Source organism: Zemynaea arenosa, assembly GCF_004614185.1.
Classification (GTDB): Bacteria; Pseudomonadota; Gammaproteobacteria; order Burkholderiales; family Burkholderiaceae_D; genus Telluria; species Telluria arenosa.
In genome coordinates this window covers 1-11,054 of sequence record NZ_SPVF01000010.1, presented here as the reverse complement: position 1 = coordinate 11,054, position 11,054 = coordinate 1, and the positions used below count along the sequence as shown (strand labels likewise).

Below are 11,054 nucleotides of genomic sequence, written 5' to 3'. Positions count from 1 at the left end.
GCACACGGCGCGGCTTCACGCTGATCGAACTGCTGGTGGTGCTGGGCATCGTGGCGCTGCTGCTGACGCTCGCGGTGCCGCGCTTCTTTCCGAGCGTGGACCGCAGCAAGGAGACCATCCTCGCCAACAACCTGCGCAACACGCGTGAGGTGATCGACCGCTATTTCGAGGACAACGGGCGCTATCCCGATTCGCTGGACCAGCTGGTGGAGAAGCACTACATCGCGGCGCTGCCGTATGACCCCATCACCGAGAGCAATGCGACCTGGGTGGTGGTGCCGCCGGAGGACGCCAGCAAGGGCGGTGTCTACACCATCAAGAGCGGCGCGCCGGGCAATGACCGCAGCGGCAAGCCGTATTCGGAGTGGTGAGATGCGGCGCGGGCAGGGCGGGTTCACCTACCTGGGCGTGATCGTCCTGGTGATGATCATTGGCCTGGTGACGGCCGCCACGCTGAAGATCGATGCGCTGCTGCGGCGCGCGGCGGCGGAAGAGGAGCTGCTGGAAATCGGCGCGCAGTTCTCGGCGGCCCTGCGCAGCTATGCCGCGGCCACGCCGCGTGGCCAGAATCCGCAGCCACCCACGCTCAAGGAACTGCTGCGCGATCCGCGCGTGCCCGGCCTGCGGCGGCACCTGCGCAAGATCTTCGTCGATCCCATGACCGGCAAGGCCGAATGGGGCGTGATGTACATGGGCGAGAACACGGGCGTGATCGGGGTGTACAGCCTGTCCGACGCGGCGCCGTTCAAGGTGGGGAATTTCGACACCCGCTTTTCCAATTTCGAGAACAAGCAAAAGATCTCGGAGTGGCGCTTCACGGCCAGCGGCACCGGGGCGGTGATGAGCCCAGGCGCTGGTGGCTCGGCGATGACGCCGCCGCCGATCCCGGTGATCACCCCCACGACGCCGATCGAACCGCCGCCCGATGACGACAAGCCTGCGGAACCCGATCCAGGCAAGCCGCGTGGCCCCGGTGGCGCTCCGCAACCTCAGGAACCGCCGCAGACGGCGCCCCCGCCAACCGTCCCGCCGCCGCCCCCGCCGCCGCAGGAGCAGCCGGAAAATCCGGAACCGCCGGAACCCGCCGAGCCCCCGCAGCAGCCGGACCCGGACGACAAGCCGCAGCCGGGTGTGCAGATCCCTCCGGGCGGCAAGTCGCCGCAGGCCAACCCGTTGAAGTAGTAAGCGCCTCGTTTAGCGCGCGCTGCGCTTGAAGTCGCGGGCGCGTACGCCCAGGCCGAAGAGGACGGCGAAGTAGGCCACCGCCAGCGCGCCAATCACGCCAAGCAGCGTCAGGATGCGCAGCACGCGCTGGGCGCGCAGGGCGTCCCAGTCGATGTAATGGGCCGCGAGCCACGACAGCGCCGCCATCACCGCCAGCGCGCAGCCGACGCGGAAGAAGAACACCGCCCACCCGTGATCGGGCACGAAGATGCCGCGGCGGCGCAAGATGAAGAACAGGGTCGCCGCGTTCAAACAGGCGGCCAGGCTGATCGACAGCGCCAGCCCGGCCACGCCGAGCAGGGGCACGAACACGAGGTTCATCAGCTGGGTGGCGATCAGCACCGCCACCGCGATCCGCACTGGCGTGCGCACGTCCTGCCGCGCGTAGAACGCGGGTGCCAGGATCTTGACCATGATGATGCCGATCAGGCCCACCGCATACGTGACCAGCGGCGCCGCCGCCGCGCCGATCGCATTCGCGCCGAACTTGCCGTAGTTGAAGAGGGCGGCCACCATGGGCTCCGCCAGCAATGCCAGGCCGACGGCGGCGGGGAGGGCCAGCAGCATGGTCAAACGCGAACCCCAGTTCAGCAGCGCGGAATATTCCTCGGCGTTGCCGTCCACATTGGCCTTGGAGAGCGAGGGCAGCAGGATGGTCCCCAGTGCCACGCCGAGCAGCGCAGTTGGGAATTCCATCAGCCGGTCCGCATAGGTGAGAGCGGAGACGGCGCCCGGGCCGACGCGGGAGGCGAGGTTGGTGTTGATCAGGAGGCTGATCTGGGTGGCCGACACCGCGAACACCGCAGGCCCCATCTTGCCCAGGATGCGCCGCACCCCCGCATCGCGGTAGCCCGCGAATGGATTGGCGAGCCGCGGCAGCATGCCGATGCGCGCCAGTGCCGGCAGCTGGATGCCGACCTGCAGCAGCCCGCCCAGCATCACCGCCGCGGCCTGGGTGTAGATCGGGTGCCCCAGCGTCTCGACCGGCCAGTGCGGCGAGGCGGTGACGATCAGCGCCGCCCCGATCAGCGCGACGTTCAGTAGCACCGGTGAAAACGCAGGCACCTTGAAGTTGCGCCAGCAGTTCAGCACCCCCGAGGACATGGCGACGAACGCCATGAAGGCGATGTAGGGGAACATCAGGCGGGTCATGAAGACCGAGGAGGCAAAGGCGTCCGGCTGTTTTTCCAGGCCGGTGGCCACCAGCACCAGCAGCCAGGGCGCGGCAATGATGCCGAGCAGGCTGACGGCCAGGGTGGTCCAGACCAGCGCCGAGGTCACGTGATCGACCAGGTCGCGGGTGGCCTCGTGCGAGTTGCGGTTCTTGTATTCGGCCAGGATCGGCACGAAGGCCTGCGAGAAGGCGCCCTCGGCAAACAGGCGGCGCAGCAGGTTGGGGATGCGGAAGGCGACGTTGAACGCGTCCGTGTAGGGCGTCATGCCGTAGGCCGCCGCGAACAGGCTCTCGCGCATCAGGCCGGTGATCCGGGACAGCAGGGTCATGCTGGAGATGCCAGCCAGGGTCTTGAGCAAATTCATAGCCGCCCATTATAGCCGAGCAGACACAGCGCCCGAAGATTGAGGTTGCCAGTCGTGACCAACTCCGCTATAATCGAATGCTTTACGAAATTCTGTTATGCAGACGCTAACGTTCAGCTTGAACTTCACCGTGTTTGCAGACGCAACCTGACCCTGATTTAGGAAATTCCATGGCAAATACCGCACAAGCGCGCAAACGCGCTCGTCAAGCAGTCAAGCAAAACGCTCACAACTCGGCTCAGCGTTCGACCCTGCGCACCGCGATCAAGGCTGTCCGCAAGGCCATCCTGGCCGGCGACAAGGCCGCTGCGACCGCCATCTTCCAGCAGTCGGTGTCGACCGTCGACAGCATCGCTGACAAGAAGATCATTCACAAGAACAAGGCCGCCCGCCACAAGAGCCGCCTGGCTGCTGCCCTGAAGGCGATGTCCGCCTAAGTTCGGCACCCCCGCGGCCCCGGCCGCGTGTTGTCCGCTGCGCATCCAAACCCGCCTGACACTGGTCACGCGGGTTTTTGCGTTTGTGCCTGCAGCAGAACGCAGGCAAAAAATATGCAACCGTTTGGTTGCATATTCTTGAGCGACAAAAAAGGCAGCCCGCAGGCCGCCTTTTTTGCAGAGCAGCTCGAATTACTTCGAAGCAGCAGCCGAAGCAGCCGAAGCGGCAGCCGAAGCAGCAGCGGCTTCAGCCGATGCCTTCTTGGCAGCTTTGTGTGCTTTCTTAGCCGACGAAGCAGCAGCCGAAGCAGCAGCCGATGCCGGTGCCGAAGCAGCCGGAGCCGAAGCAGCAGCCGAAGCCGATGCCGAAGCCGAAGCGGTTGCAGCAAACGCCGAAGCGGCGAACAGGGAAGCTACCAGAGCAGCGATGATTTTGGACATGTCAAAATTCCTTGTATGTTTAAAGTTACCGATCCAGTCGACTGAATCTGTGCCTTTAACGCCGCGTAAGGTTGCCGGTTGACAGGTTTTTGCGAAAAAACACAAAAATTTTCGTAACTTTGCGCAAACCGTTGACGTAACGCTAACAGCAGGCCGGAATTCAGGCTTGGGCGCGCAGCGCCGCCGCCGGCACCTCCATGAACTCGCCCGGCAGCAGCGGATGCGTGGCCAGCGAAAACGGCCCGATCGCCTGCCGCACCAGCCGCAGAGTCGGCAGCCCGACCGCCGCCGTCATGCGCCGCACCTGCCGGTTCTTCCCTTCCGCGATCGTGATCGCCAGCCAGCTGGTCGGGACACTGGCCCGCGCGCGGATCGGCGGATCGCGCGGCCACAGCCAGTCCGGCGCGGCGATGCGCACCGCCTTGGCCGGCTGGGTGACAAAGTCGCCCAGATCGAGCGGCGCGCGCAGGCGGGCGAGGGCGGCAGGATCTGCTTCTCCCTCGACCTGCACCAGATAGGTCTTCTCTTCCTTGCGGTCGGGATGCGCGATGGCGTGCTGCAGCTTGCCGTCGTCGGTGAGCAGCATCAGGCCCTCGCTGTCGGCATCCAGCCGGCCGGCCGGATAGATGTTGGGAATCTTCACATAGTCGGCCAGGGTTTCCCGTCCGTCCTGCCCGGAAAACTGGCACAGGACCAGGTACGGCTTATTGAAAAGAATGAGTGGCATTGTGCTACGGCGGGGGTAAAATTGCGCGCTTGGGCCATCAACCCATGGCGCCTGATAAAAAGCTGGTGCATAATATGAAATTGCACCTCTTATGTCTTATAGAAGACTGAGTGTTTAAGAACACCGCGCACCGAGCGGTTCCTGTCCACTTCGGAGAATACGATGTACCAACATATTCAAGTACCTGCAGACGGCAAGCAGATCACCGTCAATGGCGACTTCTCGCTGAATGTACCAGATAATCCTATCGTCCCCTACATCGAGGGCGACGGTACCGGCGTGGACATCACCCCGGTGATGATCAAGGTCGTTGACGCAGCCGTGGCCAAGTCCTACGGCGGCAAGCGCAAGATCTCCTGGATGGAAATCTTCGCCGGTGAGAAGTCGACCAAGGTCTACGGCCCGGACGTCTGGCTGCCGGAAGAGACCCTGAAGGTACTGAAGGACTACGTCGTGTCGATCAAGGGCCCGCTGACCACCCCGGTCGGTGGCGGCATCCGCTCGCTGAACGTGGCGCTGCGCCAGGAACTGGACCTGTACGTCTGCCTGCGCCCGGTGCGCTACTTCACCGGCGTGCCGTCGCCGGTGCGTGAGCCGGAGAAGACCGACATGGTCATCTTCCGAGAGAACTCGGAAGACATTTACGCCGGCATCGAGTACCAGGAAGGCACCGACAGCGTCAAGAAGCTGATCAAGTTCCTGACCGAAGAAATGGGCGTCAAGAAGATCCGCTTCCCGGAGACCTCGGGCATCGGCATCAAGCCGGTGTCGCGCGAAGGCACCGAGCGCCTGGTGCGCAAGGCGATCCAGTACGCGATCGACAACGACAAGCCGTCGGTCACCATCGTCCACAAGGGCAACATCATGAAGTACACCGAAGGTGGCTTCCGTGACTGGGCCTACGCGCTGGCCCAGAAGGAATTCGGCGCCGAGCTGATCGACGGCGGCCCGTGGTGCAAGTTCAAGAATCCGAAGACCGGCAAGGACATCATCGTCAAGGATTCGATCGCCGACGCGTTCCTGCAGCAGATCCTGCTGCGCCCGGCGGAGTACTCGGTCATCGCGACCCTGAACCTGAACGGCGACTACATCTCCGACGCGCTGGCCGCGCAGGTCGGCGGCATCGGCATCGCGCCGGGCGCCAACCTGTCCGACTCGGTGGCGATGTTCGAAGCCACCCACGGCACCGCGCCGAAGTACGCCGGCAAGGACTACGTGAACCCGGGTTCGCTGATCCTGTCCGCCGAAATGATGCTGCGCCACATGGGCTGGACCGAAGCGGCCGACCTGATCATCTCCTCGATGGAAAAGGCGATCACCTCCAAGAAAGTCACCTACGACTTCGCCCGCCTGATGGAAGGCGCGACCCAGGTGTCGTGCTCGGGCTTCGGCGACGTCATGATCGAAAACATGTAAGCCTTCCGGCTTGCATGCCAGCCGCCCTCCGGGGCGGCTTTTTTTTGCACATTCGCATGAAATTCCGATAACATTGTCGTGAACTTAAGCGCGTCCTGCGCGATCACAAGGAGGAGATATGAAGAGGCTGCTTGGTCTGCTGATTCCTGCTTTTGTCGTCACGGGCGCCGCGGCCGGCGACCCCGTTGCCGAGATCGATTACTGGACCCAGGGCTATGATGGCCGTGAGCTGGCCGCGCCCATGGACCGCTGCCTCCAGCCCACTATCCCCGAGATCTCGCGCACCAACCGCGACATCAAGAAAGTGGTGGCCAGCTTCACGCGCTGGAACGAATGCTACCAGCGCGTGGTCAAGGATCTTGACCCGTCCCGCCATCCGGTGACCCATGTGCCGTCCGCTGTCCTCAATGAAATGAACGACGACCAGTACCAGGCCGCGGCCCGCCACATGGACGAGGTCTACGCCCGGGCGGTGCGCGCCATCGGGGCCCGCGCCGACCCGGTCGTCCAACGGTTCACCCAATGGCGCACCCGGACCGAGGCTTTCGTCACCCAGGCCGAGATCGAGCGCGAGGTCGATCTCAAGTATTACCTCTACCGCCGCGGACATTGACGGTGGGGGCGGCGCCGCCGCGCCGCACAAATTGTCGGAACTTTGTAAGCCCCCCACGCAGGGAGGCGGAATTCGCGCATTTATTTTCCCGCTGTAGATAGCCGTGTACTAATATTTCCGTTGCTGTCATCCCAAAACCACGAGAGGAGCAAGCATGAAGACGACCGTCGCGGCCTTGGCCGCCATGCTGTTCTGCGCAGGCGCGCAGGCCGGCGTCACGCAGGAGCAGATCGATTACTGGACGCTCCAGTACACCGGCGCCGAGCTGCCACAGTCCCTGGCCCAGTGTGGCGACCCGAAAATTCCCGACGCGACGTTCGCGACCCGGGAGTCCAGCGCCGTGGTCGAGCGTTTCACCCGCTGGAGCGCCTGCTACCAGGCCGCGGTGGACCGCCTCACGCTGCAAGGGGCGCCGATCAACAATGTGCCGGCCGACGTGCGCTTTGCCATGACTGTCGAGCAATACCGCACGGCCGCCCGCCGCGCGGACGTGGCCTATGCCCGCGCCGTCGACCATATCGCGGCCGAAGCGGCCCCGGTGATCGCCCGCTTCGATGCCTGGGCTGGCCGCACGGCCGCCTGGCAGCGGCGCGCGGGCTGGTCCAGCGGGATCACCCAGATGGCGGCCAGCTACAGCGGCGGCGGCGCCAATTACAACATCGTACGCGCGATTCGTTGAACCACCCATTCACTCGTTAGGAACCGACATGAACAAGCCCCTCGTCACTCTCGCCACTTTGCTGCTGTGCGCCGCCGGCGCGGCCCAGGCCCAGGTGGCCCAGGCCGACATTGATCTCTGGACCAAGAATTACGATGGCCAGGAGCTGTCGCAATCCGTGGCCAAGTGCACCGCTCCCGTGATTCCTGAAGTCTCGACCAATAACAAGGACATCAAGGCGGTGATGGACGACTTCAACCGCTGGAACGACTGCTACGAAGGCGCCGTCGAGAAGCTGGGCCTGGACCGGGAACCGGTCAGCCACGTGCCGGCGCCGGTGCGCTTTGGCATGACCGTGGACCAGTACAAGGAAGCGCAGGTGCATATGGACAAGGTGTACGCCAAGGCCATCGAGGATATCGGCAAGCAGGCCAGTCCAGTGATCGCCAGCTACACCAACTGGCGCGCCAAGACTGAGGACTATGTGACCAAGACCGAGAACGACCGCAAAGTGTCGGCGCAGCTGCAGGAAATGCTGGCGGACCAGCGCAAGAAGGCCGGGGTGAGCACCTGGGGCCGCGGCGCCAGCGGCACGGTGTCGCGCTGACCCGGCGGGACGCGGCGCGCGTTCCGCATGCCTGCAGCGCTACCCGCGCCGCAGGCAATAAAAAACCCGCTCGAAAGCGGGTTTTTTTGCATCTGAGGACAGGCGGATTACGCCGAGGCCTGGATGTTCGAAGCTTGCTTGCCTTTCGGGCCCTGCGTGACTTCGAATTGGACTTTTTGACCTTCTTTCAGGGTCTTGAAGCCGCTCATGTTGATTGCGGAAAAGTGTGCGAACAGATCCTCGCCGCCGTCATCGGGAGTGATGAAGCCAAAGCCTTTGGAATCGTTGAACCACTTAACAGTACCAGTTGCCATAAAAGAACTTTCAAATATTAACTAATCACACGAGCCTTAAAGCAAGAAGCTTCTTGCCCCCTCCTCAGCCTGCTCACTTCTTATCAACTCGACCATAGGACGTGTCGATACCGCATTGTTGGTGGAATAATTTTTGAAGTCAAGCTGTTTTTATTGCAAGTTGCTGTTTCTTCCACACAGCCACACGACAAGCTCTAGATTGTGTGGTAACGCAACTCTTGAATTACCGAATCGGGTCGCCATCTGCGCTCTACACGGAAAACGCGTAAGATGAAAACAAATGGGGAGCAGGGCGGCGCCACGCTGACTATTCCCGCTTTGCATCAACTTTGAAAGCAGTAGAATATAAGCGTATGGCAACCAGGCATGATACCGATACAGTACTGGAGCGGCAGGTCGTCAAGCCGCCACCGCTCTATCAAGTCGCCCTGCTGAACGATGACTACACGCCGATGGAATTCGTGGTGGCCATCATCCAGGAGTACTTCAATAAAGATCGCGAAACAGCGACGCAAATCATGCTCTCCGTGCACCGGCACGGCAAAGGCGTGTGTGGGGTGTTTTCCAAAGATATAGCGTGTACCAAGGTCGAGTTCGTTTTAACACATGCGCGTAAGGCAGGTCACCCCCTGCAGTGCGTGATGGAGGAAGTATGATTGCGCAGGAACTGGAAGTTTCCTTACACATGGCGTTTGTCGAGGCTCGGCAGGCACGGCATGAATTCATTACCGTCGAGCACTTGCTGCTGGCCCTGCTGGATAATCCATCGGCGGCCGAAGTCCTGCGCGCCTGCGCCGTCAACATCGATGACCTGCGCAAGACGCTGACCAATTTCATTGGCGATAACACGCCGACCGTGCCGGGCACCGGCGAGGTGGACACGCAACCGACGCTGGGCTTCCAGCGCGTGATCCAGCGCGCCATCATGCACGTGCAGTCGGCCTCCAATGGCAAGAAGGAAGTCACCGGCGCTAACGTGCTGGTGGCGATCTTCGGCGAGAAGGATTCGCATGCGGTGTATTACCTGCACCAGCAGGGCGTGACCCGCCTGGACGTGGTGAATTTCATCAGCCACGGCGTGCGCAAGGACCAGCAGATCGACAGCCAGAAGGCGTCGGAAGGCGTGGAGGAAGCGCAGGTCGAAGGGCAGGCCAAAGAGAGCCCGCTGGACCAGTTCACCCAGAACCTCAACAAGGCGGCGGCCGATGGCCGCATCGATCCGCTGATCGGCCGCGAGGAAGAGGTCGAGCGCGTGATCCAGATCCTGTGCCGCCGCCGCAAGAACAACCCGCTGCTGGTGGGCGAGGCCGGCGTCGGCAAGACCGCCATTGCGGAAGGCCTGGCCTGGCGCATCGTCCAGGAGGACGTGCCCGAGATCCTGCAAAACGCCGTCGTCTACTCGCTCGACATGGGCGCGCTGCTGGCCGGCACCAAGTACCGCGGCGATTTCGAGCAACGCCTCAAGGCGGTGCTCAAGCAGCTGAAGGAGACCCCGAACGGCATCCTGTTCATCGACGAGATCCACACCATCATCGGTGCCGGCTCGGCGTCGGGTGGCACGCTGGACGCGTCCAACCTGCTCAAGCCGGCGCTGGCCAACGGCCAGCTCAAGTGCATCGGCGCGACCACGTTCACGGAGTTCCGCGGCGTGTTCGAGAAGGACCACGCGCTGTCCCGCCGCTTCCAGAAAGTGGACGTGAACGAACCGTCGGTGGAGCAGACCGTGCAGATCCTGCGCGGCTTGAAGTCGCGCTTCGAGGAGCACCATGGCGTCAAGTATTCCGCCTCGGCGCTCTCGACCGCGGCCGAGCTGGCGGCCCGCTTCATCAATGACCGCCACCTGCCGGACAAGGCCATCGACGTGATCGACGAAGCCGGCGCCGCCCAGCGCGTGCTGCCGAAGTCGAAGCAGAAGAAGACCATCGGGAAGACCGAGATCGAGGAGATCATCTCCAAGATCGCGCGCATTCCCCCGCAGACCGTCAACCAGGACGACCGCAGCAAGCTGCAGACCATCGACCGCGACCTGCGCAACGTGGTGTTCGGGCAGGACCCGGCCATCGACGCGCTGTCTTCCGCGATCAAGATGGCCCGTGCCGGCCTGGGCAAGCAGGACAAGCCGATCGGCGCCTTCCTGTTCTCCGGTCCGACTGGCGTCGGCAAGACCGAGGTCGCCAAGCAGCTGGCCTTCATCCTCGGGGTGGAGCTGATCCGCTTCGACATGTCCGAGTACATGGAGCGTCATGCGGTGAGCCGTCTGATTGGCGCGCCCCCGGGCTACGTGGGCTTCGACCAGGGCGGCCTGCTGACCGAGGCGATCACCAAGAAGCCGCACGCCGTGCTGCTGCTGGACGAGATCGAGAAAGCGCATCCGGATATCTTCAATATCCTGCTGCAGGTGATGGACCATGGCACCCTGACCGACAACAACGGGCGCAAGGCCGACTTCCGCAACGTGATCATCATCATGACCACCAACGCGGGCGCGGAGAGCCTGACCAAGCGCTCGGTGGGCTTCGTGGACTCCAAGGCCGCGGGCGACGAGATGGCGGACATCAAGCGCATGTTCACGCCGGAGTTCCGCAACCGCCTGGACTCGATCATCAGCTTCAAGGCGCTGGACGAAGAGATCATCCTGCGCGTGGTCGACAAGTTCCTCATGCAGCTGGAAGAGCAGCTGCACGAGAAGAAGGTGGAAGCCGTCTTCACCGAGAACCTGCGCAAGTTCCTGGCCAAGAAAGGCTTCGACCCGCTCATGGGCGCGCGTCCGATGGCCCGCCTGATCCAGGACATGATCCGCAAGGCGCTGGCCGACGAGCTGCTGTTCGGCCGCCTGGTGAGCGGTGGCCGCGTGACGGTGGACCTGGACGAGAAAGACCAGATCCGCCTCGAGTTCCCGGAAGGTGACATCGAGCCGCCGACCATCCCGCCGGAGACGGTCGAAATCGAGTAAGCCTGCTCGAACGTCCCAACAAAAAACCCGCGAGCGATCGCGGGTTTTTTTATGCTGCGGCGCCCAGGCACGCAGGCGCGGACGGTCAGCTTGCCTGGTGGGGCGTGGCGCGCGCGGAAGCGCGC

General features: G+C 63.1%; 13 protein-coding genes. 10 read left to right on the top strand and 3 right to left on the bottom strand.

The features are described 5' to 3' along the window. Positions 1–371: type II secretion system protein (locus E4L96_RS00795; RefSeq protein ID WP_135205340.1), on the top strand; the 371-nt coding region annotated here is incomplete at its 5' end. Position 372: 1 nt separating this feature from the next. Beyond that, positions 373–1,182: a type II secretion system protein gene (locus tag E4L96_RS00790; RefSeq protein ID WP_135205339.1), complete on the top strand. Its 810-nt coding sequence runs from the start codon at positions 373–375 to the stop codon at positions 1,180–1,182. 12 nt (positions 1,183–1,194) lie between these two features. Here the strand turns inward: E4L96_RS00790 and murJ are convergent, their stop codons facing one another. Beyond that, entirely contained in the window at positions 1,195–2,763 is a 1,569-nt protein-coding gene (gene murJ, locus E4L96_RS00785) for a murein biosynthesis integral membrane protein MurJ (RefSeq protein WP_135205338.1), read from the bottom strand. Positions 2,764–2,933: 170 nt separating this feature from the next. On the opposite strand from murJ, the gene rpsT reads away from it, so the two are divergent. Further along, positions 2,934–3,200 (top strand): 30S ribosomal protein S20, encoded by a 267-nt coding sequence (rpsT, locus tag E4L96_RS00780; RefSeq protein ID WP_135205337.1) that lies wholly within the window; start codon positions 2,934–2,936, stop codon positions 3,198–3,200. 175 nt (positions 3,201–3,375) lie between these two features. Continuing rightward, entirely contained in the window at positions 3,376–3,723 is a 348-nt protein-coding gene (locus E4L96_RS00775) for a hypothetical protein (RefSeq protein WP_181017565.1), read from the top strand. A gap of 78 nt (positions 3,724–3,801) precedes the next feature. Here E4L96_RS00775 and E4L96_RS00770 read toward each other — a convergent pair whose 3' ends face one another. Beyond that, positions 3,802–4,368 (bottom strand): pseudouridine synthase, encoded by a 567-nt coding sequence (locus E4L96_RS00770; protein ID WP_135205336.1) that lies wholly within the window; start codon positions 4,366–4,368, stop codon positions 3,802–3,804. Positions 4,369–4,530: 162 nt separating this feature from the next. Here E4L96_RS00770 and icd point away from each other — a divergent pair, with 162 nt between their 5' ends. From icd to E4L96_RS00750, 4 genes are all read left to right on the top strand, one after another. Further along, positions 4,531–5,784 (top strand): NADP-dependent isocitrate dehydrogenase, encoded by a 1,254-nt coding sequence (icd, locus tag E4L96_RS00765; RefSeq protein WP_135205335.1) that lies wholly within the window; start codon positions 4,531–4,533, stop codon positions 5,782–5,784. Between the two features lie 118 nt (positions 5,785–5,902). Continuing rightward, on the top strand, positions 5,903–6,397 hold the full coding sequence (locus tag E4L96_RS00760; RefSeq protein ID WP_135205334.1) for a hypothetical protein: 495 nt from the start codon (positions 5,903–5,905) through the stop codon (positions 6,395–6,397). 154 nt (positions 6,398–6,551) lie between these two features. Further along, entirely contained in the window at positions 6,552–7,076 is a 525-nt protein-coding gene (locus tag E4L96_RS00755; RefSeq protein WP_135205333.1) for a hypothetical protein, read from the top strand. A 28-nt stretch (positions 7,077–7,104) separates the two neighbouring features. Further along, positions 7,105–7,662 carry a hypothetical protein gene (locus E4L96_RS00750; RefSeq protein WP_135205332.1) on the top strand — a complete coding sequence of 186 codons (558 nt, stop codon included), beginning with the start codon at positions 7,105–7,107 and terminating at the stop codon, positions 7,660–7,662. 107 nt (positions 7,663–7,769) lie between these two features. On the opposite strand, the gene cspE is transcribed toward E4L96_RS00750, so the two are convergent. After that, positions 7,770–7,976 carry a transcription antiterminator/RNA stability regulator CspE gene (gene cspE / locus E4L96_RS00745; protein ID WP_135205331.1) on the bottom strand — a complete coding sequence of 69 codons (207 nt, stop codon included), beginning with the start codon at positions 7,974–7,976 and terminating at the stop codon, positions 7,770–7,772. A 353-nt stretch (positions 7,977–8,329) separates the two neighbouring features. On the opposite strand from cspE, the gene clpS reads away from it, so the two are divergent. Beyond that, complete coding sequence (gene clpS, locus E4L96_RS00740) at positions 8,330–8,632, top strand: ATP-dependent Clp protease adapter ClpS (protein ID WP_135205330.1); 303 nt, start codon at positions 8,330–8,332, stop codon at positions 8,630–8,632. Further along, positions 8,629–10,929 (top strand): ATP-dependent Clp protease ATP-binding subunit ClpA, encoded by a 2,301-nt coding sequence (gene clpA, locus E4L96_RS00735; RefSeq protein ID WP_135205329.1) that lies wholly within the window; start codon positions 8,629–8,631, stop codon positions 10,927–10,929. The genes clpS and clpA overlap by 4 nt, the downstream gene beginning before the upstream one ends. The last annotated feature ends 125 nt before the right edge of the window (positions 10,930–11,054 follow it).

What these genes read in the sequence shown, in the direction of transcription:
- E4L96_RS00790 (WP_135205339.1), top strand. Translation starts at nt 373, where the DNA reads ATGCGGCGCGGGCAGGGCGGGTTCACCTACCTGGGCGTGATCGTCCTG.
- murJ (WP_135205338.1), bottom strand. Translation starts at nt 2,763, where the DNA reads ATGAATTTGCTCAAGACCCTGGCTGGCATCTCCAGCATGACCCTGCTG.
- rpsT (WP_135205337.1), top strand. Translation starts at nt 2,934, where the DNA reads ATGGCAAATACCGCACAAGCGCGCAAACGCGCTCGTCAAGCAGTCAAG.
- E4L96_RS00770 (WP_135205336.1), bottom strand. Translation starts at nt 4,368, where the DNA reads ATGCCACTCATTCTTTTCAATAAGCCGTACCTGGTCCTGTGCCAGTTT.
- icd (WP_135205335.1), top strand. Translation starts at nt 4,531, where the DNA reads ATGTACCAACATATTCAAGTACCTGCAGACGGCAAGCAGATCACCGTC.
- E4L96_RS00760 (WP_135205334.1), top strand. Translation starts at nt 5,903, where the DNA reads ATGAAGAGGCTGCTTGGTCTGCTGATTCCTGCTTTTGTCGTCACGGGC.
- E4L96_RS00755 (WP_135205333.1), top strand. Translation starts at nt 6,552, where the DNA reads ATGAAGACGACCGTCGCGGCCTTGGCCGCCATGCTGTTCTGCGCAGGC.
- E4L96_RS00750 (WP_135205332.1), top strand. Translation starts at nt 7,105, where the DNA reads ATGAACAAGCCCCTCGTCACTCTCGCCACTTTGCTGCTGTGCGCCGCC.
- cspE (WP_135205331.1), bottom strand. Translation starts at nt 7,976, where the DNA reads ATGGCAACTGGTACTGTTAAGTGGTTCAACGATTCCAAAGGCTTTGGC.
- clpS (WP_135205330.1), top strand. Translation starts at nt 8,330, where the DNA reads ATGGCAACCAGGCATGATACCGATACAGTACTGGAGCGGCAGGTCGTC.
- clpA (WP_135205329.1), top strand. Translation starts at nt 8,629, where the DNA reads ATGATTGCGCAGGAACTGGAAGTTTCCTTACACATGGCGTTTGTCGAG.